Genomic DNA, 23,335 nt, shown 5'->3' with positions numbered 1-23,335 from the left:
GAGCAGGCGTCACCGCCCGGCGGCACCACCCCTGGTACGCCACCGGACGTCGCCCCGGGGGACGACGAGCGGACTACCGGTCAGCGGGCCTTCTTGGTGGCCCGCTTGCGCGGCGGGGTGAGCAGATCCGCGATCGTCGCGATCGCGGAGGGCACCAGACGGTAGTAGGCCCACACACCGCGCTTCTCCCGCTCCAGCAAGCCGGCCTCGGTGAGGATACGCAGGTGGTGGCTGACCGTCGGCTGCGAGAGGCCGAGTGGCGCGGTCAGGTCACACACGCACGCCTCGCCCTCGGGCGCCGACTGGATCAGGCTGAGCAGCCGCAGCCGGGCGGGGTCGGCGAGGGCCTTGAGGACCCCCGCGAGCCGCTCGGCATCGGCACGTTCGATCGGCTCGCCGGCAAGCGGCGAGATCTGAGGCATGGTCATTTCAGCCAACGCAGTTCCCACGTATTCCATCCTTCCACCAGCAGCATCGATCCGCCTGCATATCAGCAGATCCGAATCGGCAAATTTTTACGCCAGAAGGCCGAGGTCAGCCAACGTATAGGCGGCCCTGTACGGCAATCCGGCGGCACGTACGGCGTCCCCAGCGCCTCGATCAACAATAACCGCCACACCTGTCACCTCTGCCCCGGCCTCGCGAAGTGCCTCGACCGCGGTCAGCACACTGCCGCCCGTCGTCGAGGTGTCCTCCACCGCAAGTACCCGCCGGCCGGCCACGTCAGGCCCTTCGATCCGACGTTGCAAACCGTGCGCCTTACCAGCCTTGCGGACCACGAAGGCGTCCAACGGACGGTCCGTCTCCGCTGCGGCGTGCAGCATCGACACGGCGATCGGGTCGGCTCCCAGGGTGAGCCCACCGACCGCGTCGTACTCCCAGTCGGCGGTGAGCTCACGCATCACCCGGCCGACCAACGGCGCGGCACGGTGATGGAGCGTGACGCGTCGCAAATCGACATACCAGTCCGCCTCCCGACCGGAGGAGAGCACCACCCGTCCATGGACCACAGCCAGGTCGATGATGAATTTACGCAGGTCGTCGTGGTCCCCCATGGCGATAGAGGGTACTGCGCAAGTCTGTGCCCCGTCTGTGGGGTCCTCCCGGATCAGCCTGCCGAGCGACCGACAGGTGGCGATGTACCACTACGCTGCGCGACTGCGCTGCGGGGCAGTATGGTGGCGGGCCGGCACGGCCGGCAGAGCCGCCCCGGTCAGCCGTCGGCCGGTCCGAGCCGGCCCCGCCGGTCCCGGTACGCCAGCCGCAGCAGCCGGCGCGGGGCGTGCCGCAGGCCCGCCACGGCGAGCTTGTACTTCCAGTCGGGAACGCTGACCTGCTTGCCTTTCCGCAGGTCACGTAGGGCTGCGGCAACGACGTCGTCGGCCCGCAGCCACATCCAGCGCGGCGTGCCGGACATGTCGATGCCGTTGCGCTCGTGGTAGCCGGTGGCCGTGTAGCCGGGGCAGAGCGCCATCACCCGTACGCCGAGCGACCGCACCGAGAGATCCAGCGACTCGCTGAAACTCGTCACCCACGCCTTGCTCGCCGGGTACGTCGACCCCGGCATCACCGGCCCGAACCCGGAGACGGAAGAGACATTTATCACTGCCCCGTGGCACCGTTGTGTCATCGGGCCCAGGGCCGCCAGGGTCAGCCGCATGACGGCGTGCACGTTCAGCCGGAGCAGGCGTTCCTCGTCCTCGACGGTGGACCGGAGGAAAGACCGGTCCAGGCTGATTCCGGCGTTGTTGACGAGCAGGTCGACCGGCGGCCCGCCGGCGAGCCGGCGGGCGACGAGCGCGCAACCGTCGGCGGTGGACAGGTCGGCGGGGATTGTCTCCACCCGGTGGCCGTGCCGGCCGGTCAACTCGGCGGCGACCTCGGCGAGCCGGTCGGCGTTGCGGGCCACCAGCACCAGGTCCCCGCCGTCGGCGGCGAGCCGCCGGGCGAACGCCTCGCCGATGCCGGCGGTGGCCCCGGTGACCAACGCCCGTCGCGCGGCGCCCGGGTGGTCGGCGGTCAACACGGCTCCTCTACTGCGGTGGCCACGGACCCTGCGGCAGGTGGAGACGGTACGGGTTCTCCGGCGGCAACTCCGGCCGCACCGGGTGGCGCGTACCGAACCAGCGGTGCGCCACGGGCAGGGCGAGCAGCACGGCCACCACAAGGTAGCCGAGCATCTGCGCCACCGAAAGCCCCGCGTTGAGCGGCAGCCACCAGCCCGGGTACGCCTCGCCGAGTAGCGGCAGGAGCCCGGCGTCGCCCACCTTCAGCGGGGCGGCGCGCTGCCCGACCAGCGCGGCCACGGTGCAGCAGCCGCCGAGCAGACCGAGCCCGCTGACCACCCAGGTGGACACCCGGGCACCCCGACGGCCGGCGAGCAGGCCGGCGGCGAGGCCGACCAGCACCAGGCCGACCAGGATCGTCACCATCGCGGAGACGATGGTGACGGCCCGGACCAGGGTCACCACGGCGTTGACGTCGTCCGCGCCGGTACCCGCGGTGGCGGTGCGGAACCGGTCGACCGTGCCGCCGAGGGCGAGCAGGGCCGTGACGGCGTAGGCCACGGCTCCGAGGGCCATCAGCGCCAGCACCGCCGCCGCCAGCGTGACGACGGCCGGCCGGCGCGCCGACGTGACGGCGGGCCGGAACACCGGCGCCTGGTCGGGGTACGACACAACGGTTCCCTCCGGTAGGCGTCGGGTTGCAACCTACTCGGAGGGAACCGTCGCGTCGCTGCTACGCGCCCGTCAGCGCGCGGGTGGCGGGTTGCTGTCCCCCGACGGGCCGGATCCGTCGGCGGGGCGGCCCGGGTCGGGCTGACCGGTGGACGGCGCGTCGGGAGCCCCAGACGGCGGCGCCGAGGGCGGCTCGGCCGGCGCAGGCGGTGGGGCCTGCCACTCGGAGCCGGCCGGCGGCTGGGACTGGCCGGGCGCCGCGGGCTGGCCCGGCTGGCCGGGGGCCGTCGGGTAACCGGACTGCGGGTAGCCCGGGGTGGTCGGGTAGCCCGTCGGGTAGCCGGGGTAGGCGGCACCGGGAGCGGGCGGCTCCCAGGCCGGCTGCGGCTTGCGGAAGAACTCGTTGGCCTTCGGCAGCGCCAGCAGGATCAGCGCCACCAGCAGGGACAGCAGGGTGAGCACCGCCAGCAGGGTGGTCACCGGGGTGTACCAGGACGGCAGACCCTCCTCCAGCCGGCGGGCGATCTCCTCGCCGCTGGGCATGTCACCGCCGCTCGGGCCGCCGGTCGTGCCGATGCCGTTGGCGAGCCCGCCGGCCGTGTTCAGGCCGCAGCAGCAGAACAGGATGCCGCCGAGCACCCAGGTCGCGATCCGGGTGCCGTTCACGCCACGGTTGTTGAACTGGCCGAGCACGGCGAGCACGATCGCCAACAGCAGCCCGAGGACGGCGCCGCCGACCATGAACGCCATGGCGAAGGTGGCGACCTCCTGCGCGCCGTTCGCGGCGGTGCCGCGGTAGGCGTCGTCGAGCACGTCGCGAATGGTGCCGGCGGTGGCCAGCGCGATGATCAGGCTGATCACCTGGAGCAGGGCGAACAGAATCAGCAGGTAGCTGGAAATCGTCACCACGGCCGGCCGGGCGCGGGCCGGTGTGTGCTGGGAATCGACCACGATTCTCCTTCCCTTGGATCGCGCCCACACCGTATCCACTCCGGCCCACCCGCGCGCGCCGGAGCGCCGGCGGCACGGGGACCGGCCCGGTTCAGCCGGCTTCGGCGCGTACCCGCCGGTGTTCGCCGGTCACGACCGCGAGCAGGACGAGGTCCACCGCCAGCGTGGCCACCGCGCCGAACTGGTTGACCGTGAAGTTGAAGACCTGGCCGAACAGCAGGTTGACCAGGAGAGCCAGCTTGAACAGGCGGAACGCGCCGGCCCGGTCGTTGCGCAGCAGGAACGCCGCCCGGATGCCCAGCACCGCGGCGACCAGCGCGGCGGCGGACACGCCGAGCACCGCGCCCCACTCCCGCACCTCGTCCAACTGACCGGTCACCCCGTCCACCACCACGGACCCCACGTTGGTCACCGGCTCGACAACCAGATAGACCACCACCAGCGTGACCACCCAGCGCGCCCGGATCAGCCGCACCGCCCCGGCCCGCAGCCGGGCCAGCCAGGGCTGCCAGAACCGGCGGGGTGGCGGCTCCCGACGCGGCACCGCGTCGAGCAGCTGGGACACGGCGTACTCGACCTCCGGGCCGGCGCCGCGCACCATTCGCAGGGTGGTCACCCGACGCCGGTCGGTCAGCCCTCGGCCGACCCCACCCACCACCGTGTCCAGGGCGTTCGCCACCCGCTCCCCGGGGGTGAGCGTCATCCGGTCGCGAACCGCCTGCGTGATCACCACGAGCAGGGCGAAGACCGCGTAGATGATGGAGGCCGCGGGCCGGTAGAAGTAGTCGGTGCCGGCGGTGACGAACTTGCCCACCTCGTCGATGAAGAGACCGAAGCCGATGCCACCGACGATCGCGCCCGCCATCCGTGCCGCGCCGCCGAGGAAGACCAATGCCACGCCCAGCCCGACGGCCATCACCAGACCACCCCAGAGCACGTGGGCGATGTGCAGGCCACCCCCGCCGATCTGCGGATAGCCGGTCGCCCTGAGGTAGGCCCGGGTGAGCAGCACCGTCGCGACCCCGGCGAGCACGAACCCCTGGAGGTACCCGGCAGCGTTCACCGCACGCGGCGGGAGACGGCGACGGCGGGAGGGTGACACCGGTCCGAGACTAGTGGCCAGGCCGCTCGGCACGGGCGTACTCCGGCACCCTGGGCTGCCACGGGGTCGAGGCGGTCAGGTCGGCACGACGCCGACCGGTCGGGAACGCCACCACCGCCGGGTCCGGGCCGGGCACGCTCAGTCCACCTTCTCGGGGTCGCCCTGCGGGTGGACGGTCACCTCGGAGCGGTGCAGCCGCTCACCCCGGGCCACCTCCCAGCCGCTCTCCCCGTACGCCTCGAAGGCGAGCCGGGCGCCGTCCCGCGCCCGGTAGTCGTGGTAGCGCACCGTGCCCCTCGGTTCGAGGCCGACGCTGCCGGTGGCCGAGTAGCGCGCCTGCCCGGACTCCTCCCAGGCGTAGCGGCGACCGGCGTAGTCGATGGTGGGAGCGCCCGGGGCGACGGTGGCGGACGGTTCGGCCGCCCAGAGCACCAGTTCCAGGTCCCGGTCCACCTCGACGGAGAGCCAGCGCTTGTCGCCGTCCGCCGTGTCCAGCAGGTGCTCGGCCCAGCTCCACGCTCCCTCGATGAGGTGCACCGAGCCACGGATCGGGTACGACACCCGCCGGATCTCCACGACGTCGCCCGGCTTCAGCCTGCGCGCGTCGTCCACGTCGCCGCCCCGTAACGGACCAGGCCGCTCCGGCCGCCGCCTACGGTCGCGGGTGACCACGGCCACCCCCACCCCGGCGATCCCGACCAGACACCCCACCACCGTCACCAGCCACGCCACCGACCCGTTCACCACGACCGCCTCTCACGTGCGTCGGTCGGAGACCGTAACAACCGCGTGCCACCTGGGGGAACACGGCCACAGGCTGACTGGGCAGTCAGTCACCCGCGCTCGCGGGACAGGGCGCAGGGGGCGGCGGACGTCCGGCCCCACCGCTGGCGGAGCCGAAGGTGCGGGTGAGGCGACGGGCCGGACACCCGAGGGCGGACCTCCCTGCGGCCGGGGTCAGCCTCCGGCGAGCCGGTCGGCGGCGTACGCGCGCAGGGTGGTGCTGCCCATCACGCAGCCGGTGAACGTGCTGAACCCGCCCGGCTCGTCACGCAGTGCGGCCCACGCCTTCCGGGCGGCGGCCGGGTCGACGCGATCCAGCAGCGTCGCCGCGTACGCCTTCCCGGCGGGCGAGCCACGGCGCAGCAGCCGGTCGACGTGCTTGCGGGCCGCCTCCGGATGCGCGGCGAGGGCCGCCTCCACCCGCTGGTACGCCTCCGTGGCGGGCAGCAGCGTCCCCGCGATGCCCACCCCGCCGAAGGCCACGGTGTCCGCCCCGGCCAGTACCCGCACCGCGGCGTCCAGTTCCCTCGCCCAGCCCGGCTTCCCGATCCCGACCATTCCTCCATCCTTTCCCATCCCCCACTCCACTGCCGGTCGAGGTTCCGGTGGTTGCCGAGGGGTGGTGGAGCGTGCGGTCGACAGGGAGCCGGTGGGGTCGGCCCCGCCGGAGAAGGCGGGGACCGACCCCACCGGCCGGTCGGAGTCAGGCGACCGCGGTGACGGTGAGGGAGTCCTTCGCGTCGGCCAGGTCGACCCGGACCGTGTCGCCGTCGCGGATCTGGCCGGCCAGCAGGGCCTTGGCGAGTTGGTCACCGATGGCCGACTGGACCAGCCGGCGCAGCGGACGGGCGCCGTAGATCGGGTCGTACCCGTGCTCGGCGAGCCACCCGCGGGCGGCATCGCTGACGTCCAGCGTCAACCGACGGTCGGCGAGCCGGCGGCGCATCCGGTCGAGCTGGATGTCGACGATGGCCCGCAGGTCTTCGCCCCGGAGCGCGGCGAAGACGACGGTGTCGTCGAGACGGTTCAGGAACTCCGGCTTGAAGTGCGAGCGGACCACCGCCAGCACCCCCTCGCGGCGCTGCTCCTCGGCCAGCGTCAGGTCGCTGATCACCGACGATCCCAGGTTGGAGGTGAGGATCAGGATCGCGTTGCGGAAGTCGACCGTGCGCCCCTGGCCGTCGGTGAGCCGGCCGTCGTCGAGCACCTGGAGCAGGATGTCGAAGACGTCCGGGTGGGCCTTCTCGACCTCGTCCAGCAGGATCACCGAGTACGGCCGGCGGCGCACCGCCTCGGTGAGCTGGCCACCCTCCTCGTAGCCGACGTACCCGGGCGGGGCGCCGACCAGGCGGGCGACCGAGTGCTTCTCGCCGTACTCGCTCATGTCGATGCGGACCATGGCCCGCTCGTCGTCGAAGAGGAACTCGGCGAGCGCCTTGGCCAGCTCGGTCTTGCCGACGCCGGTGGGGCCGAGGAAGAGGAAGCTGCCGGTCGGGCGGTCCGGGTCGGCGACGCCGGCCCGCGCCCGGCGGACCGCGTCGGAGACCGCGCCGACCGCCTCGGCCTGGCCGACCACCCGCGAACCCAGCGACTCCTCCATCCGGAGCAGCTTGGCGGTCTCGCCCTCCAGCAGCCGCCCGGCGGGGATGCCGGTCCAGGAGGCGACCACGGCGGCGATGTCGTCCGCGCCGACCTCCTCCTTGAGCATCGCGCCGTCGGCCTGGAGCCGGGCCAGTTCCTCCTCGGCCCGCGCCAGCTCGGTCTTGAGGGCGGGGATCCGGCCGTAGCGCAGCTCGGCGGCGCGTTCCAGCTCGCCGTCGCGTTCGGCCCGCTCGGCCTCGCCACCGAGCCGCTCCAGTTCCTCCTTGGCGCTGGAGAGCTTGGTGATGTGGTCCTTCTCCAGCTTCCAGCGGTCGGAGAGCGCGGTGAGCTGCTCGCGCTTGTCGGCCAGTTCCTTGCGCAGCCGTTCGAGACGCTCGGCGGAGGCGGCGTCCGGCTCCTTGGCCAGCGCCATCTCCTCGATCTCGAGCCGGCGGACCGCCCGCTCGATCTCGTCCACCTCGACCGGCCGGGAGTCGATCTCCATCCGGAGCCGGGACGCGGACTCGTCGACCAGGTCGATCGCCTTGTCCGGCAGGAAGCGGTCGGTGATGTAGCGGTCGGAGAGGGTGGCGGCGGCGACCAGGGCCGCGTCGGTGATGCGGACGCCGTGGTGCACCTCGTAGCGCTCCTTGAGGCCCCGCAGGATGCCGATGGTGTCCTCGGTGGTCGGCTCGCCGACGAGCACCGGCTGGAAGCGGCGCTCCAGCGCCGGGTCCTTCTCGATGTGCTCGCGGTACTCGTCCAGGGTGGTCGCGCCGACCATCCGCAGTTCGCCCCGGGCCAGCATCGGCTTGAGCATGTTGCCGGCGTCCATCGAGCCCTCGCCCTTGCCGGCGCCGACGACGGTGTGCAGCTCGTCGAGGAAGGTGATGACCTGCCCGTTCGAGTTCTTGATCTCCTCCAGGACGGACTTCAGCCGTTCCTCGAACTGCCCCCGGTACGACGCGCCGGCGACCATCGCGCCGAGGTCGAGCGAGACGAGTTTCTTGTCCCGCAGCGATTCGGGCACGTCCCCGGCGACGATGCGCTGGGCCAACCCTTCGACGATGGCGGTCTTGCCGACGCCCGGCTCGCCGATGAGCACCGGGTTGTTCTTCGTACGCCGGGACAGCACCTGGATCACCCGGCGGATCTCCGAGTCCCGGCCGATCACCGGGTCGATCTTGCCGTCGCGGGCGCTGGCGGTCAGGTCGACGCCGTACTTCGCGAGGGCCTGGTAGGTCTGCTCCGGATCTGCGGTGGTGACGCGTCGGTCCCCGCCGCGTACGGTCGGGAAGGCGGCGACCAGGTTCTCCTCGGTGGCTCCGGCGGCCTTCAACGCGCCGGCGACCGCCCCGCCGACCCGGGCCAGGCCGGCCAGCAGGTGCTCGGTCGAGGTGTACTCGTCGCCCAGCGGCCGGGCGATCTGCTCGGCGGCGCCGATGGCGTTGACGAACTCGCGGGCCAGGGTGGGCTCGGCGATGCTGGAGCCGCGCGCGGCGGGCAGCGTGTCGACCGCCCGCTGGGCGACCCGGCGCAGTTCGGCGGGGTCGGCCCCGACTGCGCGCAGCAGGCCGGCGGCGGTCGAACCCTCGGTGTCCAGCAGGGCCAGCAGCAGGTGCCAGGGCTCCACGGTGGCGTGGCCGCGCTGGTTGGCCAGGGCGACGGCCCTGGTGATGGTTTCGCGGCTCTTGGTGGTGAGGCGTTCGGTGTTCATGGGCTCCCCCGGATCGGCGTGTCCACCAGATGTCGACACAACCAGAGTTGAGCGTATTCCACTCAACTCTACCGGTGTGAGCCAGCTCACTCTCCGGTGACGGTCACCCGGATCCACCGCCGTGCGAGCCGGTTCCCGACGCCGAGCAGGACCTCGCCGGGCGGGCCGGGCACCGCAAGCGTGCCGTCGGCCAGCGTCCGCATGTGCTGCCCCGGGACCAGTGGCCAGGCCAGGTCGACGTACCCGGCCCCGCCACCCACCACGCCCACCCCGCGTGAGCTGGTCACCGCCAGCAGGCCGCCACCGAGCGGCGCGACCGCGGTCACCTGTGCCGGAGGGTCGTCGATCCGGACCGGCTCCCACTTCCGCCCCCACCGCCACAGCGCCGGCCAGCTCGTCCGATCCGGCCGCTCGCCGACCAGCCACGCCGCGCCGTCCGCGTCGACGACAGCCCGCACCAGACCCACCTCGCCGTCCACGGCGGGCACCGGAGTCGGCCGCCACCTCCGCCCCCGGTCGACCGAGACCGCCGCGTACGGCCTGCCGTCGACGGTCCCGGCGGCCACCACCAACCGGCCGTCGCCGCCGACGGTGGCGATCGCGGGTATGTCGGGCTGCGCCGCCAGCGGGCGGAGCCGACGGCCGTCCCACTCGCCCACCTTGCCGAGGCGCTCGATGATCCGGTACCGGCCCAGGTCCGCCGCTGCCGTCGCCACCTCCTCGCCGCTACGCGTGAAGCCCCCACCGTTGTCGGTCGAGGCGTAGAAGCCGTGCGGCTCGGCCCACAGAACCACCAGGCCGGGAGCGCAGTAGAGCTGCTGGTTGTCCGCCACCGGACGGGGGTGCCGCACCTCCCGCCAGGCCCGGCCGCCGTCGGCGGTGGTGAAGAGCAGCGCCGGGCAGTCCCGGTCCGGAGGACGACCGTCGCAGCCGGCGTAGAGTGCCCAGCCCCGGTCCGCGTCGCTGAACTCGACGTACGGATCGTCGTACCGGTCAGGGACGGCGACCCGGAACCGCCGTACCTCGGCGGGGGTGACCGACGGCGAGGGGTCGGGCACCACCGGCCGGGGCGACGTGGACGTCGGGGCCGGCGGGTCCCGTCGGATGTCGCCGACAGCCGAGCACGCCACCAGCGCCGGCACGAACAGCAGACCGACCAGGGCTCGGAAACCATGACCGATCATGGGCCCTCCTGTGCGGGTAGCCTTCTGCGGGTGCGAGTACGTGTCGAACAGACTGCCCTACCGGGGATCGGCGTACGTCACGATCTGATGACGGAGTCCGGCCGCCGTCTGGGCGTGGTCTCCCACCGCAATGGTCGCCGTGACCTCGTCCTCTACGACCCGGACGACCCCGATTCCTGCCAGCACGACATCCCGTTGACCGACGACGAGGCGGAGGCGCTCGCCGACATCCTCGGCGCGTCGTTGATGCTCGGCCAGCTCTCGGGCCTGCGCGAGCAGGCGGCCGGGCTGCTCACCGAGCAGATCGGCATCCCGGCCGGGTCGAAGTACGTCAACAAGCGGCTCGGCGACACCCAGACCCGGACCCGCACCGGCGCCTCGATCGTCGCCGTGCTGCGCCAGGGCGAGGTGATCGTCTCACCGGATCCCACCTTCCGCTTCGCCGCCGGTGACGTGGTGGTCGTGGTCGGCACCCGGCAGGGCCTCGACGGCGTCACCGCCATCCTCGCCGACACCGACCCGGACGGCTGAGGCGCGGATGCACGAAACCACCACACTGCTGATCGAGGTCGGCGCGCTCCTCTTCCTACTCGGACTGCTCGGTCGGGTCAGCCGCCGGGTGGGTGTCTCACCCATCCCGCTCTACCTGCTCGCCGGGCTGGCCCTCGGCCACGGCGGCATCCTGGAACTCAACGCCAGCGAGGAGTTCTTCGCCGTCGGCGCCGAGATCGGCGTGATCCTGCTGCTGGTGATGCTCGGCCTGGAGTACAGCGCAAACGAACTGGTCGGAAACCTCCGCGCCGCCGCTCCCGCCGGGTTGATCGACGCCCTGCTCAACGCCCTTCCCGGCTTCGGTTTCGCGCTGCTGCTCGGCTGGGGTTGGGTGGCCGCCGTGGTGCTCGGCGGGATCACCTGGATCTCGTCCTCCGGTGTGATCGCCAAGGTCCTCAACGACCTCGGCCGGGTGGGTAACCGGGAAACCCCGGTGATCCTGTCCGTGCTGGTCATCGAGGACCTGGCCATGGCGCTGTACCTGCCGCTGGTGACCGCGCTGCTGGCCGGGGTCGGGCTGGTCAAGGGCGGCATCGCCCTCGGCGTCGCGGTGCTCACCGTGGTCGTCGTGCTGGTCGCCGCCATCCGGTACGGCCATCTCATCTCGACCGCCATGTCGGCCAAGGACGCCGAGGCCCTGCTGCTCGGCGTGCTCGGGCTGACGCTGCTGGTCGCCGGGGTCGCCGCCAAGCTCCAGGTCTCCGCCGCGGTCGGCGCGTTCCTGGTCGGCATCGCGCTCTCCGGGCCGGTGGCACACCACGCCACCGAGCTGCTCACCCCGTTGCGGGACCTCTTCGCGGCGGTCTTCTTCGTCTTCTTCGGCCTGGTCACCGACCCCCGGGACATGCCGCCGGTGCTGCTGCCGGCCCTGGCCCTGGCCGTGGTCACCATGGCGACGAAGCTGCTGACCGGCTACCTGGCGGCCCGCCGGGCCGGCATCGCCGAACCCGGACGCTGGCGGGCCGGCTTCGCGCTGGCGCCGCGCGGCGAGTTCTCCATCGTCATCGCCGGGCTGGCGGTCGCCGCCGGCACCGTCGAGCCCCAGCTGGCGGCACTCGCCACGGCGTACGTGCTGATCACGGTGGTGACCGGGCCGATGCTGGCGCGGCTGCCCGACCTGGCGTGGTTCAAGGCATGGCTGCGCCGCCGGGCGGCGGTCCGCCGGCCGGAGCCGGTGGTCGTGCCGGACTGACCAACCGGCGGGGTCACCCGTCCGGGTGACCCCGCCGGGCCGGCCGTTGCCCAATTGGTTCCGGCCGAACCCTTCCGCCGTGCGGCACCTGCGACTACCGTTTCGCCCCAGCAAGCCAGAGGCTCCGCGGCTGGCCGGTGCGCTCCGCGGGCGCGAGCGGAAGGTTGCCGGTGAACGCCCAGGATCCGACGTTCCACGGCTTCGCCAACCCCGTCGACCCGTCGCCGGCGGAGTTGCGGGCCTGGGCCTACCACCCCGACTCGGTGCCGCTGGCATCGATGCCGCCGGAATGGGATCTGCTCGTCGCCGGTGACCACCTCGTGCTCACCCTCTTCGAGCTGGCCATGGACCCGTACTGCCCGGCCCGCAGGTTCGCCCTGCACTGCCTCTACATCTACGCGGCCGACGGCATCCGGACGAACTTCCGCGCCCACCCCAAGCGCCGCTTCCGGAAGCTGGTGGAGCAGGCCGAGCGCGAGGGCGACGAGTTGATGCGCAACTGGGCGCACAACAGCCGCGCGCTGCTCGCCCGACCGGGCCTCTTCGACTATCCCGACTGGTGCGAGGGCGGCCTGGTGCGGGAGAACCGCCGGCTCGGCTGACTACGAGGTGTTCCTGCTCTCGGCCGTGCAGGAGGAGTACCGGCGTACCGGTGACCCGCACCGGGCGATGATCGCCGGACTGGCCGGGACCGGCCGGGTGATCACGGCGGCAGCGACCATCATGGCGGTCGTCTTCGTCAGCTTCGCCGCAATCGACGACACGCTGGTCAAGATGATCGGCGTCGGGCTGGCCACGGCGGTGCTGGTGGACGCGACCGTGATCCGGGTGGTGCTGGCGCCGGCCGCCCTCGGCATCCTCGGCCACCGCGCCTGGTGGCCGACTCTGCGCAGACCGGTCGATGCCGCCCGCCCCACCTGAGCGACACGCGGGCCGGGGCCCCTCGCCGACGTCACCGCGTCCCGGCCCGCCCCGGGACGACACGCGGGCCGGGACCCCCCGTGGGTCCCGGCCCGCGTCGGCGGATCGTCAGCGTTCCGATCCGCCCTGCTCTCGGCGTCGCGCCTCCCGGCGCGCCTGGTCGACGCCGTGGTCGACCTGGTCGGCGAACCTACCGTTCTTGATCTTGTCAGTGAGGCTTCCGGCGGCGAGCCGATCGAACCTCTTCCGGGCGTTCTCGGCCACCTTCTCGAGCCGGTCCTCCGCCTGCTGGGCAACCCTCTTCGCAGATTCGGTCATGGCTCCCCCTGCCATCGAGGTCCGGATTGAGCCGGTTGAACCCGATTCCAAGGCTAGCGGAGACCCCCCACCGGCGCAGGGAAACCCACAACCAGCCCGCACCCCGGTGGTCGACTCCAGGCGCGCCAGCTGGCGGTATCCCGAGCACAGGGATACCGCCAGCCGCGTGGAACAGAGTTGATCTGGCGAGGCGAGGTGCCCGGCGGTGGTGGAGTCAGCGGTCGGTGCGGCGGGGACGCCAGACCACCAGCGCCGTCGAGGTGCGGTTCGTCGGTACGAGATCACCGCGCGCGAAGCCGCCCAACGACTCCAGCTCCGCGATCCGCCGGTACGCCGCGTCCAGCTCCGCCTCCAACCGGGCCACCCGCTGCTGCGCCTGCTCCAACAGACGCTCCAACGCGATGATCCGCTTCACCCCGGCCAGGTTGACGCCCTCGTCCTGGCTGAGTCGCTGCACCTCGCGCAGCAGCACCACGTCGCGCACGCTGTACCGGCGCCCACCCCCGGCCGCCCGGCCGGCCTGCACCAGGCCGAGCCGGTCGTACTGGCGCAGGGTCTGCGGGTGCATCCCCGCCATCCGCGCCGCGACCGAGATCATCAGCACCTTGGCCTCGTAGGCAGGGTCATCCGAACCGACGAACCCGTCCGACATCCCGCTCACCTCCGCACCCGATTCACACCGGTCAACCAACCCGACGCAGGCGCGCGTCGAGATGTTCCCGAGCCGCCGGCGGCGTCTGCGCCGCGAACGACTCCAGCGCCGCCCGGGCCTCGTCCGACACCGCCGCCGGCACCAGCACGTCTAGCGTGACCAGCAGGTCACCGGCCCGACCGTCCCGGCGCTGCACGCCCTTGCCCCGGGCCCGCAGCACTCGCCCCGACGGAGTACCCGGTGGCACCCGCAGGGTCACCGCGCCGTCGAGCGTCGGCACCCGCAGGTCCGTGCCGAGCACCGCCTCGGCGAAGGTGATCGGCACGGTCAGGGTCAGGTCGTCCCCGCTGCGCCCGAACAACTCATCCGGGCGGACCTTCACCTGTACGAACAGGTCACCCGCCGGCCCGCCGCGCTCACCCGGCTCACCACGCCCTGCCAGCCGGATCCGCTGACCGTCGGCCACCCCGGCGGGAAAGCGGACGTTCAACGTCCGGGTCTTGGTGACGCCGCCGGTGCCCAGGCACTCGGGGCACTTCTCCTCGACCACCGTGCCCACACCCTGGCAGGTGTGGCACGGCTCGGAGAAGCTGAACGACCCCTGGTTGCGGGTGGTCACCCCGGCGCCGTGGCAGACCGGACAGGCCTTCGGTCGGGTACCGGGTTTCGCCCCGTCGCCGTGGCAGGTGTCGCAGACCCCGGGAGCACGCAGTGCCAACGGCAGGGTCACCCCGCGTACCGCGTCGTCGAAGTCGAGCACCACCTCGGTCTCGACGTCCCGACCCCGGACCGGTCCCCGGGGACGCGCCGGGCCACCGGCCCCACCGGCGAAGATCGAACTGAACAGGTCGGTGAAGCCGCCCCCGCCGAACCGGGCGTCCCCGCCGGCCGCGCCGCCGAACAGGTCGGAGACGTCGAACGGCACACCCCCGCCGGGTTGTCCCGCGCCGCGCGCGCCACGGCGGAACGCGCCCGAGCCGAACAGCGAGCGCATCTCGTCGTACTCGCGGCGCTTGGCGTCGTCGCCGAGCACCGCGTACGCCTCGGAGACGGCCTTGAACCGCTCCTCGGCCTTCGGGTCACCGGGGTTGTGGTCCGGGTGGGACTCCCGGGCCAGCTTCCGGTACGCCTTCTTGATCTCGTCCGAGGAGGCGGACTTCTGTACGCCGAGCGTGGCGTAGTAGTCCTTCTCGATCCAGTCCTTGGAACTCACCGGTCCACCCCCTTCGCGATGTGGCCCGGTCGCCCCGCCCGCCGTGCTCCGGCAGGCGGGGCGACCGGATGGTCGTGCACTACTCCGGGTCGGCGACCGCGACCAGCGCGGGCCGCAGCAGCCGCTCCCCGAGCAGGTAACCCCGACGCATCACCTGCACGCAGGTCGGCGCGTCCACGTCGGCCGAGGTCTGGTGCGCGACCGCCTCGTGCCGGGTCGGGTCGAACGGGTCGCCCTGCTCGCCGAAGGCGCTGAGCCCGAACTTGCCCAGCGCGGTGGTGAGCTGCTCGGCCACCGTGCCGAACGGGCCGACCAGGTCGCCGTGCTCGCGGGCCCGGTCGAGGTCGTCCAGGATCGGCAGCAGCGCGGCGAGCACCGAGCCGGTCGCCTGCTCCTGGACCAGACCACGGTCGCGGTCCACCCGCTTGCGGTAGTTGGCGTACTCCGCCGACACCCGTTGCAGGTCCCGGGTCCGCTCGTCGAGTTCGGCCCGGAGGGCCTCCAGTTCGGCGCCGAGCGGCGCGGCCGGCGCGGCCTCCCCCGCCGGCTGGGCCGGGGCGTCGACCACCGGCGGGCCGGAGACCGAGGTCGCCTCGACCTCGATCTCGTCGACCACGACCTCGGTCTCCTCGACCAGGCCCTCGGCCGGGACGTCCGTCCCGGCGTCGGCCGCGGCGGGCGTCTCCTCGGTCCTGTCGAGCTTGCGGTTGTTGCGGATGACGACCCGCGGCGCGTCGCCGGCGGTCTGCTCGGCGGGCCCGGAGCCACCCGGCGCCGACCCGGTGGAGCCCGGGTCGGCGGCTCGTGGCTTCTCCGTCATGCGACTACCTCGATCCCTTAGCCGTGAGTCCGTGTCCGGGACGGACCGTCACTTCTTGTCCTCGTCCACGATCTCCGCGTCGACCACGTCGTCCGCCCCGCCGGCCTTCGGGCCGCCGGTCGTGCCCGCGCCCGGACCGGCCGCGCCGGGCTGCTCGCCCTGCTCCGCCTGCTGCGAGTAGAGCAGCGAACCGGCCTGCTGGGAGACCTGGGCAAGCCGCTCGTGGGCCGACTTGATCTTCTCGATGTCCTGGCCGCCGAGCGCGCCGCGCAGCTCGCCGAGGGCTTCGTTGATCTGGTCGCGGTTCTCGGTGGGCAGCTTGTCGCCGCTCTCGGCGAGGAACTTCTCGGTCTGCCACTGGAGCGCCTCGGCCAGGTTGCGGGTCTCCGCCTCGTCGCGCCGACGCTTGTCCTCCTCGGCGTGCTCCTCGGCGTCCCGGCGCATCCGCTCGATGTCGTCCTTCGGCAGCGAGGAGCCGCCGGTGATGGTCATCTTCTGCTCCTTGCCGGTGCCCAGGTCCTTCGCGTGCACGTTCACGATGCCGTTGGCGTCGATGTCGAACGTGACCTCGATCTGCGGGACGCCGCGTGGCGCCGGCGGCAGGCCGGTCAGCTCGAAGGTGCCGAGCTTCTTGTTGTACGCGGCGATCTCCCGTTCACCCTGGAAGACCTGGATCAGCACGGACGGCTGGTTGTCGTCGGCCGTGGTGAAGACCTCGGAGCGCTTGGTCGGGATGGTGGTGTTGCGCTCGATCAGCTTGGTGAAGATGCCGCCCTTGGTCTCGATGCCCAGGCTCAGCGGGGTCACGTCGAGCAGCAGGACGTCCTTGACCTCGCCCTTGAGCACACCGGCCTGGAGGGCGGCGCCGACGGCGACGACCTCGTCCGGGTTGACGCCCTTGTTGGGCTCCTTGCCGGTGAGCTGCTTGACCAGGTCGGTCACGGCCGGCATCCGGGTCGAGCCGCCGACCAGGATGACGTGGTCGACGTCGGAGATCTTGATGCCGGCGTCCTTCACGGCCTGCTCGAAGGGGCCCTTGCAGCGGTCCAGCAGGTCCTGCGTCATCCGCTGGAACTCGGCGCGGCTGAGCGTCACGTCCAGGTGCAGCGGGCCGGCCGCCCCGGCGGTGATGTACGGCAGGTTGATGTTGGTGGTGGTGGCGGCCGACAGCTCGATCTTGGCCTTCTCGGCGGCCTCGCGGAGCCGCTGCAGGGCCATCTTGTCCTGCGACAGGTCGATGCCGTGCTCGCCGCGGAAGGTCTTCACCAGGTGGTCGATGATCCGCTGGTCCCAGTCGTCGCCACCGAGGTGGTTGTCGCCGGAGGTGGACTTGACCTCGATGACGCCCTCGGCCAGCTCCAGCAGCGACACGTCGAAGGTGCCGCCGCCGAGGTCGAAGACCAGGACGGTCTGCTCCTTGGAGCCCTTGTCCAGCCCGTACGCCAGGGCGGCCGCGGTCGGCTCGTTGACGATCCGCAGCACGTTGAAGCCGGCGATCTCACCGGCCTCCTTGGTGGCCTGGCGCTGGCCGTCGTTGAAGTAGGCGGGAACGGTGATCACCGCGTCGGTGATCTGCTCACCCAGGTACGCCTCGGCGTCGCGCTTGAGCTTCATCAGCGTGCGCGCCGAGATCTCCTGCGGGGTGTACTTCTTGCCGTCGATGTCGACGGTCCAGTTGGTGCCGATCTCCCGCTTGACCGAGCGGATCGTCCGGTCCGGGTTGGTCACCGCCTGCCGCTTGGCGACCTCACCGACGAGCACCTCGCCGTTGCGGGCGAACGCGACGATCGACGGGGTCGTCCGCGAGCCCTCAGCGTTGGCGATGACGGTGGGCTCACCGCCCTCGAGAACGCTGACGCAGGAGTTCGTCGTGCCGAGGTCGATACCGACCGCACGTGCCATCTTCGCTTCCTCGCTTCGTAACGATGAGCAGGTCGCAGGGCCTGCCCGGCGGGCCGCCCGCAGCGACCACACCACAAGTTGAGTGAACTTGACTCAATAGTGCCACGCCTCCCGCAAATCGCAAGTTGGGGTTGAGTCGACCCGACGCAACCCGACCGTTATTACCGTCTGGTTGTCTTCTCCAGCATCGGTCGGGCACGCTTTAGCGGTGACGACGAAAGGCGATCCCGCCACCCGGTCCGGCGCGCCCGCTGCCGCCGCCCGCACCGGGTCACCGGACGCCGTCCAGGACGGGTCCGGTACCGCCGGGGACGCCCTTCCGGCAGCACTGGCCGGGCTGCGGGCCGCGATCGGCGCGGTCCGGTTCCCGCTCACCCTGCCCTCGGCCGAGCCGGCCCGCCGCACCGCCGCCGCGCTGGCCGACCAGCTCGACGACTACCTGCTGCCCCGCCTCGCCCGGCTCGACGCGCCGCTGCTGGTGGTCGTCGGCGGCTCCACCGGAGCCGGCAAGTCGACCCTGGTCAACAGCCTGGTGAAGGCCCGGGTGAGCGCCGCCGGCGTACTGCGCCCGACCACCCGCTCCCCGGTGCTGGTCTGCAACCCCGCCGACTCCTCCTGGTTCCGGCAGGGTGAGCTGTTGCCCGGCCTGACCCGCACCAACGAGCCCAGCGAGGACCCGGGCACCCTGCAACTGGTCAGCGCGCCCGCGCTTCCGCCCGGGCTGGCCTTCCTCGACGCGCCCGACATCGACTCGGTGGTCGACGCCAACCGGGCCCTGGCCGGCCAACTGCTGGCCGCCGCCGACCTCTGGCTCTTCGTCACCACCGCCGCCCGGTACGCCGACGCCGTCCCCTGGGAGCTGCTGCGCAGCGCCCGGTCCCGGGGCGCCGCGATCGCCCTGGTGCTCGACCGGGTGCCGCCGGAGGCCACCGACGAGATCGCCGCCCACCTGTCGGAGATGCTCACCGCCCAGCAACTCGACACCGCGCCCCTCTTCGTCCTGCCCGAGACCTGGGTCGACGGCCAGGGCCTGCTGCCCGAGCGGGTCACCGCGCCGCTGGGCGACTGGTTCGCCGGGCTGGCCGCCGACGCCGAGGCCCGGGCCGCGGTGGTCCGGCAGACCCTGGACGGCGCGCTCGCCTCGCTGCATCCCACCGTCGAGGCGCTCGCCGAGGCCGCCGACGAGCAGGCCTCCGCCGCCGACGCGCTCGACGAACGGGTCCGCGCGGCGTACCGGGGGGCGGAGCGGACGGTGGAGGCCGGCCTGAAGGACGGCCGGCTGCTCCGCGGCGAGGTGCTGGCCCGCTGGCAGGAGTTCGTCGGCACCGGCGAGTTCTTCCGGACGGTGGAGGCGCGGGTCAGCCGGCTGCGCGACCGACTCGTCGCCGCGGTCACCGGGCGGCCCGCCGCCCCCGCCACCGAGCTGCGCAACGCCATCGAGTCGCAGTTGGTCACCCTGCTGCGTGCCGTCGCCGCCGAGGCCGGGGAGAGCGCGTACACCGGCTGGAAGGCGCACCCGGCGGGCGCGGCGCTGCTCACGCCGGAGCTGGCCCACCCCTCCGCCGACCTGCCGGAACGGGCCGAACGCCTGGTTCGGGACTGGCAGCGCGGCGTGCTGGAGCTGGTACGCACGGAGGGAGGCGGCAAACGGTTCGTCGCCCGGACGGCCGCGTACGCGGTCAACGCGACCGGCCTCGCCGTCATGATCGCGGTGTTCGCCTCGACGGCGTTCATCCCGACCGGATTGGAGGTGGCCACCGGGGCGGGCACCACCGTCGCCGCGCAGGGCGTGCTCCAGGCGATCTTCGGCGACCAGGCCGTGCGTACCCTCGCCAGCAAGGCCCGGGGCGATCTGCTGGACCGGGTACGGACGCTGCTGGACGACGAGGCCGCCCGCTACCTGGCACGCACCGAGCAGGCCCGCCCGGGTGCGGACGCCGGCGCGGAGTTGCGCCTGGCCGCCGACCGGGTCGAGACGGCCCGCCGCCGCAGCGGCCTCGACGGCGGCGAGCCGACCGCCGTGCCGGTGGGGGACGGCCGGTGACGGGCATCGGCGGTCGGCTGCGCGAGGTGTTCCGGGGTGACCAGCGAGTCGACGCCGAAACCCTGGTCACCCGCCTCGACGCGGTCCGCCGGTTTCTCGACGCGGTGGACGGGCAGGTCCCCGACTCCCGGCTCGTCGCCGCGCACACCCTGGTCGAACGGGCCGGCACCCGGCTGTCACTGTCCCGGGACCACACCGTGGTGGCCCTCGCCGGCGCCACCGGCAGCGGCAAGTCCAGCCTGTTCAACGCCCTGGCCCGGCTGGAGCTCTCCCCGGTCGGGGTACGGCGGCCGACCACCGGTGTCGCGCACGCCTGCGTGTGGGGGCCGCTCGACGGCGCGAACCGGCTGCTCGACTGGCTCGGCGTGCTGCCCCGCCACCGGTTCGTCCGGGAGAGCGCGCTCGACGGCGACGACGAGTCCGCCCTGCACGGGCTGGTCCTGCTGGACCTGCCCGACTTCGACTCGGTGCAGCGGTCCCACCGGCTGGAGGTGGACCGGCTGCTCGGCCTGGTCGACCTGGTGGTGTGGGTGGTCGACCCGCAGAAGTACGCCGACCGGGTGATCCACTCCAGCTACCTGCGGGAGTTCCACCGGCACCGGGACGTCACGCTGGTCGTGCTCAACCAGGCCGACCGGCTGCCCCCGGCGGAGCTGCCCCGGGTCGTCGACGACCTGCGCCGCCTCCTCGACGCCGACGGGCTGGCGGGGGTGCCGCTGCTGGCCACGTACGCGGTGGACCCGGGCGGCATCGTCGGGCTGCGGGAGGCGCTGGAGCGTACGGTCGCCGAGCGGCAGGCCGCGCTGCGCCGCCTCGCCGGCGACGTGGACACGGTCGTGACCGCCCTGGGCGAGTTGGTCGGGGCGGAGGCGCCCGGAAACGCGCCGGACCAGGCGACCGTCCGCACGCTGGACCGGGCCCTGGCCGGGGCGGCCGGGGTGCCGGCGGTGGCGGACGCGGTCGAGGGGGCGTACCGGCATCGGGCCGCCGGTGCGACCGGCTGGCCTCTGGTCCGCGGCTGGCGGAAGCTCCGGCCGGACCCGCTGCGCCGGCTGCACCTGCCCGGCCCGGGGCCGGACGCCGACCGGCCGGAGGAGAGCCTCGTCGCCGCGACCTCGGTGCCCGACCCGACGGCCGCGCAGCGCTCCGCCCTCGGGCTGGCGGTCCGGCAGGTCGCCGACCGCGCCGGGGACGACCTGCCTCCGCCCTGGCCGGAGGCGGTGACCAAGGCGGCCCGCTCCCGCCTCGGCGACCTGCCAGACGCGCTGGACCGCGCGGTGGCCGGCACCGACCTCGGCATGGACCGCCGGCCGGTGTGGTGGCGGATCGTCGGCGGCCTCCAGTGGCTGGTGACCCTCGCCGCGGTGGCCGGGCTCGGCTGGCTGGTGCTCGGGTACGCGCTGCGTGCGCTCGGGTTGCCGGCGCTGGACACCCCGATGGTGGGCGAGGTGCCGCTGCCCACCCTGCTGCTCCTGGGCGGTCTGCTCGCCGGGCTGCTGGTGGCCGCCACGACCCGGCCGGTGGTGCGGTGGGCGGCCCGCCGGGCCCGGCAGCGGGCCGAGAAGCGGCTGGCGGCGGCGGTGGCCGAGGTCGGGGCGGAACTCGTGGTCGCCCCGGTCCGGGTCGTCCTGGACCGGTACGGGCAGGCGCGCGCCGCACTGCGGGATGCTCGCGGCTGACGCCGGAGCGCCGGAGCCCCGGGGCGGCGTAGGGTCGGGTCCATGGCCACGCCACAGACCCCCTACGAGGCGGTGCTGCACGCCGCCCGCGACGTGACCCGCCTGGACTGCGCCCTCGACGCCGAGATGCTCGGCACCGCCCTGCTGGGCAGTGTCTACGCGATCGCGGAGACCGACCGGGAGCGGGCGGTCCGCGAGTTCGTCGCCGGTTTCCTGACCGCCACGGCCCGGCGTCGCACCGCCGCCGCGACGACCATCCGGTCGGTCTTCGCCGCGTTGGTGCCGGACGCCGAGGGCGCCGCGAAGGTACGCCCCGGCACCCGTGCCCCGGCCTGGTCGGGCCAGCTCGGCCGGGTCCACCTGACCGGCACCTGGTCGTACGGCGACGTGTACGGCGACCAGACGTCCTACCTGGCCACCTTCGCCTACGACGACGCGGCGGGCGGCCCCGAGCACGCGCTGGTGGCGCTGGTCGACCACAACATCGGCATCACCAAGGACGTCTTCGTCGGCGGCCCCGCCGAGCGAATCCTCGACCAGGTGCGGCAGATGTGCGCCGCCGACGAGCTGACCTGGTTCCGGGAGGAGGACCCGGCCCGGATGCACGGCGAGGTGAGCCGCCACCTGGCGGTCACCGACGACCTCGGGGAGCTTCCCGCCGAAGGTTCGCTCGCCACCGACCGGGCGTTGGTCGGGGCTCGGCTGGCGCTGCTGCCCGGCGGGCCCGCCGACACCACCGTCTGGGACGCGGAGCCGCTCACCGGTGACGAGCGGGTCGACCTCGTCCGCGCCTTCCTCGCCTCCCCGGAGGCGGCCCGGTTCGGGCTGGACACCCTCGACGGCGACGCGGAGCTGGCCTCGCTGCACTTCTGTCTGGGTCTGCTCTTCGACCACGCGGCGACCTTCCCGGACGCCGATCCGCTGCGCTGGAGCCCGGCCGTGGCCGGCCTGTTCCTGCTGGACTGGGTGCACCGGCGGGCGGTGCTGGACATGGACGACGCGGCGATGCTGCCCCGGGTGCTTCGGGCCTGGGCGGGGTACGCGACGCGACGGCGGGGGCTGCCGGAGCAGGCGGCCACCCGGACCGACGAGATGATCGAGGAGTTGGTGCCGGAGTTCGCCCGGCTCTACTCGACCGGCGAGCGGCGCAGCCCCGCCACCGCGGCGGTGGCCCAGCTGATCGCCGACGGCGTCGACCCGGACGACCCGGCCGCCCTGGACGCCTGGTTCCAGGCCAACCGCCACCATCTCACCGACGACGCCTCCTGACCACCGCGCTGTCAGGTGAACGCGGCGTAGACGCCACCCGCCACGAGGGCACCGACCATCCCACCCACCACGACCTGCGGCACCGTGTGGTCACGCAGCCGTACCCGGGACCAGCCCGCCACGACCGGCAGCGGCGCGGCGGCCAGCAGCCGGGAGCCGAAGATCAGCACCAGCACCACCGCCGCGCCGGCCGCCACGGCGGTGTGGATCGACATCTTCCACCAGTGGCTGACCGTCACCGCCACCACCAGGCCGACCACCCCGGCCGTTACCAGGGCGAGGATCGGGCGCGGAGCGCCGAGCGCGGCGAGCAGCGCCAGGCCGGCCGCCGCCGAGGCCAGACCGACGAGCAGGGGTACCCGCCGCTGCTCCCGCACTCCCACGTGGTGGTCGGTGAGCCGCCCGCGCCGTACCCCGCCGAGGATGTACGCGAACGGGATGCCGCTGGCGAAGAGGGTGGCGAGCAGTCCCCAGGCCAGCCCGTGCGCGCCGCCGGCCGCGTGCCAGCCCACCACCACGGTCAGGAGACTCACCAGCACAGCCGGCGCGGTCAGTTCGGTGACCAGCCGGGCCAGCCGGGTCGCCCGGTCGGGTCGCGCGACGCCCGGGCGGGTGCCACCGCCACCGTTCCTGTCGACCCCGCTCAACGCCCCGTCCCCGATCCGTCCCGGCCGGCCGCTGCCGGGCCGGCCCCGTCCGCCGGGCGTACGGCCCGGTCAGCTGGCGTCGCCCGTCACCGTACCGTCCGGGGCGGGGGTGCCGTGGGTGGTCGGGGTG

The 23,335-nt window shown here is 73.3% G+C and carries 24 protein-coding genes; 7 read left to right on the top strand and 17 right to left on the bottom strand.

From position 1 onward, the window contains the following. Positions 1-80: 80 nt before the first annotated feature. The 11 genes from E1165_RS16510 to E1165_RS16465 all read right to left on the bottom strand — a co-directional run bounded on the left by E1165_RS16510 (position 81) and on the right by E1165_RS16465 (position 9,996). A complete protein-coding gene (locus tag E1165_RS16510; RefSeq protein ID WP_007454255.1) occupies positions 81-458 on the bottom strand; it encodes a helix-turn-helix transcriptional regulator in 378 nt (125 codons plus the stop codon). 57 nt (positions 459-515) lie between these two features. Further along, positions 516-1,055 carry an orotate phosphoribosyltransferase gene (gene pyrE / locus E1165_RS16505; RefSeq protein ID WP_132392419.1) on the bottom strand — a complete coding sequence of 180 codons (540 nt, stop codon included), beginning with the start codon at positions 1,053-1,055 and terminating at the stop codon, positions 516-518. A 158-nt stretch (positions 1,056-1,213) separates the two neighbouring features. Beyond that, the gene (locus E1165_RS16500) at positions 1,214-2,023 is read right to left on the bottom strand and encodes an SDR family oxidoreductase (RefSeq protein WP_132392418.1); all 810 of its coding nucleotides are present in this window, start codon (positions 2,021-2,023) and stop codon (positions 1,214-1,216) included. Positions 2,024-2,033: 10 nt separating this feature from the next. Beyond that, on the bottom strand, positions 2,034-2,678 hold the full coding sequence (locus tag E1165_RS16495) for a hypothetical protein (protein ID WP_371687354.1): 645 nt from the start codon (positions 2,676-2,678) through the stop codon (positions 2,034-2,036). Between the two features lie 72 nt (positions 2,679-2,750). Next, a complete protein-coding gene (locus E1165_RS16490; protein ID WP_132392416.1) occupies positions 2,751-3,629 on the bottom strand; it encodes a hypothetical protein in 879 nt (292 codons plus the stop codon). 91 nt (positions 3,630-3,720) lie between these two features. Then, positions 3,721-4,692 (bottom strand): hypothetical protein, encoded by a 972-nt coding sequence (locus E1165_RS16485; RefSeq protein ID WP_243704814.1) that lies wholly within the window; start codon positions 4,690-4,692, stop codon positions 3,721-3,723. A gap of 49 nt (positions 4,693-4,741) precedes the next feature. After that, positions 4,742-4,867, bottom strand: coding sequence for a hypothetical protein (locus E1165_RS30395; RefSeq protein WP_256370679.1), 126 nt, complete (start codon positions 4,865-4,867; stop codon positions 4,742-4,744). A 2-nt stretch (positions 4,868-4,869) separates the two neighbouring features. Then, positions 4,870-5,475 carry a DUF4178 domain-containing protein gene (locus E1165_RS16480; protein WP_132392412.1) on the bottom strand — a complete coding sequence of 202 codons (606 nt, stop codon included), beginning with the start codon at positions 5,473-5,475 and terminating at the stop codon, positions 4,870-4,872. A 213-nt stretch (positions 5,476-5,688) separates the two neighbouring features. Next, positions 5,689-6,072, bottom strand: a complete 384-nt coding sequence (locus tag E1165_RS16475) for a hypothetical protein (protein WP_132392410.1) — start codon at positions 6,070-6,072, stop codon at positions 5,689-5,691. 145 nt (positions 6,073-6,217) lie between these two features. Continuing rightward, entirely contained in the window at positions 6,218-8,812 is a 2,595-nt protein-coding gene (gene clpB, locus E1165_RS16470; protein WP_132392408.1) for an ATP-dependent chaperone ClpB, read from the bottom strand. Between the two features lie 86 nt (positions 8,813-8,898). Further along, the gene (locus E1165_RS16465) at positions 8,899-9,996 is read right to left on the bottom strand and encodes a hypothetical protein (RefSeq protein WP_132392406.1); all 1,098 of its coding nucleotides are present in this window, start codon (positions 9,994-9,996) and stop codon (positions 8,899-8,901) included. Between the two features lie 30 nt (positions 9,997-10,026). Here E1165_RS16465 and E1165_RS16460 point away from each other — a divergent pair, with 30 nt between their 5' ends. From E1165_RS16460 to E1165_RS16445, 4 genes are all read left to right on the top strand, one after another. After that, complete coding sequence (locus E1165_RS16460) at positions 10,027-10,527, top strand: cation:proton antiporter regulatory subunit (protein ID WP_132392404.1); 501 nt, start codon at positions 10,027-10,029, stop codon at positions 10,525-10,527. A 7-nt stretch (positions 10,528-10,534) separates the two neighbouring features. Continuing rightward, a complete protein-coding gene (locus tag E1165_RS16455) occupies positions 10,535-11,740 on the top strand; it encodes a cation:proton antiporter (RefSeq protein WP_132392402.1) in 1,206 nt (401 codons plus the stop codon). Positions 11,741-11,910: 170 nt separating this feature from the next. Then, positions 11,911-12,342, top strand: coding sequence for a hypothetical protein (locus tag E1165_RS16450; protein WP_132392400.1), 432 nt, complete (start codon positions 11,911-11,913; stop codon positions 12,340-12,342). Between the two features lie 7 nt (positions 12,343-12,349). After that, positions 12,350-12,661, top strand: coding sequence for an MMPL family transporter (locus E1165_RS16445; protein ID WP_207916916.1), 312 nt, complete (start codon positions 12,350-12,352; stop codon positions 12,659-12,661). 108 nt (positions 12,662-12,769) lie between these two features. Here E1165_RS16445 and E1165_RS16440 read toward each other — a convergent pair whose 3' ends face one another. The 5 genes from E1165_RS16440 to dnaK form a co-directional block, all read right to left on the bottom strand. Further along, on the bottom strand, positions 12,770-12,979 hold the full coding sequence (locus E1165_RS16440) for a hypothetical protein (protein WP_132392396.1): 210 nt from the start codon (positions 12,977-12,979) through the stop codon (positions 12,770-12,772). A gap of 214 nt (positions 12,980-13,193) precedes the next feature. Beyond that, positions 13,194-13,631: a heat shock protein transcriptional repressor HspR gene (locus tag E1165_RS16435; protein ID WP_132392394.1), complete on the bottom strand. Its 438-nt coding sequence runs from the start codon at positions 13,629-13,631 to the stop codon at positions 13,194-13,196. A gap of 31 nt (positions 13,632-13,662) precedes the next feature. Further along, positions 13,663-14,844 (bottom strand): molecular chaperone DnaJ, encoded by a 1,182-nt coding sequence (gene dnaJ / locus E1165_RS16430; protein ID WP_132392392.1) that lies wholly within the window; start codon positions 14,842-14,844, stop codon positions 13,663-13,665. 79 nt (positions 14,845-14,923) lie between these two features. Then, the gene (locus E1165_RS16425; RefSeq protein WP_132392390.1) at positions 14,924-15,664 is read right to left on the bottom strand and encodes a nucleotide exchange factor GrpE; all 741 of its coding nucleotides are present in this window, start codon (positions 15,662-15,664) and stop codon (positions 14,924-14,926) included. Between the two features lie 48 nt (positions 15,665-15,712). Beyond that, positions 15,713-17,566, bottom strand: a complete 1,854-nt coding sequence (dnaK, locus tag E1165_RS16420) for a molecular chaperone DnaK (protein WP_132392388.1) — start codon at positions 17,564-17,566, stop codon at positions 15,713-15,715. Between the two features lie 208 nt (positions 17,567-17,774). Here dnaK and E1165_RS16415 point away from each other — a divergent pair, with 208 nt between their 5' ends. The 3 genes from E1165_RS16415 to E1165_RS16405 are packed head-to-tail and all read left to right on the top strand — an operon-like array spanning position 17,775 to position 22,558. Then, a complete protein-coding gene (locus E1165_RS16415) occupies positions 17,775-19,610 on the top strand; it encodes a GTPase domain-containing protein (RefSeq protein WP_132392386.1) in 1,836 nt (611 codons plus the stop codon). Continuing rightward, positions 19,607-21,289, top strand: a complete 1,683-nt coding sequence (locus tag E1165_RS16410) for a GTPase (RefSeq protein WP_132392384.1) — start codon at positions 19,607-19,609, stop codon at positions 21,287-21,289. The genes E1165_RS16415 and E1165_RS16410 overlap by 4 nt, the downstream gene beginning before the upstream one ends. A gap of 42 nt (positions 21,290-21,331) precedes the next feature. Beyond that, positions 21,332-22,558 carry a hypothetical protein gene (locus E1165_RS16405; RefSeq protein ID WP_132392382.1) on the top strand — a complete coding sequence of 409 codons (1,227 nt, stop codon included), beginning with the start codon at positions 21,332-21,334 and terminating at the stop codon, positions 22,556-22,558. Between the two features lie 11 nt (positions 22,559-22,569). On the opposite strand, the gene E1165_RS16400 is transcribed toward E1165_RS16405, so the two are convergent. After that, entirely contained in the window at positions 22,570-23,205 is a 636-nt protein-coding gene (locus E1165_RS16400; RefSeq protein WP_371687353.1) for a phosphatase PAP2 family protein, read from the bottom strand. Positions 23,206-23,335: the final 130 nt, after the last annotated feature.

It is taken from the genome of Micromonospora sp. KC723, assembly GCF_004348595.1.
Lineage (GTDB): Bacteria > Actinomycetota > Actinomycetes > Mycobacteriales > Micromonosporaceae > Micromonospora.
The sequence above is the reverse complement of the archived record's forward strand: the minus strand, read 5'-3'. Positions and strand labels throughout refer to the sequence as shown.

Coding starts and splice junctions, on each gene's coding strand:
- E1165_RS16510 (WP_007454255.1), bottom strand. CDS start 458: ATGGAATACGTGGGAACTGCGTTGGCTGAAATGACCATGCCTCAGATC.
- pyrE (WP_132392419.1), bottom strand. CDS start 1,055: ATGGGGGACCACGACGACCTGCGTAAATTCATCATCGACCTGGCTGTG.
- E1165_RS16475 (WP_132392410.1), bottom strand. CDS start 6,072: ATGGTCGGGATCGGGAAGCCGGGCTGGGCGAGGGAACTGGACGCCGCG.
- clpB (WP_132392408.1), bottom strand. CDS start 8,812: ATGAACACCGAACGCCTCACCACCAAGAGCCGCGAAACCATCACCAGG.
- E1165_RS16465 (WP_132392406.1), bottom strand. CDS start 9,996: ATGATCGGTCATGGTTTCCGAGCCCTGGTCGGTCTGCTGTTCGTGCCG.
- E1165_RS16455 (WP_132392402.1), top strand. CDS start 10,535: ATGCACGAAACCACCACACTGCTGATCGAGGTCGGCGCGCTCCTCTTC.
- E1165_RS16440 (WP_132392396.1), bottom strand. CDS start 12,979: ATGACCGAATCTGCGAAGAGGGTTGCCCAGCAGGCGGAGGACCGGCTC.
- E1165_RS16435 (WP_132392394.1), bottom strand. CDS start 13,631: ATGTCGGACGGGTTCGTCGGTTCGGATGACCCTGCCTACGAGGCCAAG.
- E1165_RS16425 (WP_132392390.1), bottom strand. CDS start 15,664: ATGACGGAGAAGCCACGAGCCGCCGACCCGGGCTCCACCGGGTCGGCG.
- dnaK (WP_132392388.1), bottom strand. CDS start 17,566: ATGGCACGTGCGGTCGGTATCGACCTCGGCACGACGAACTCCTGCGTC.
- E1165_RS16405 (WP_132392382.1), top strand. CDS start 21,332: ATGGCCACGCCACAGACCCCCTACGAGGCGGTGCTGCACGCCGCCCGC.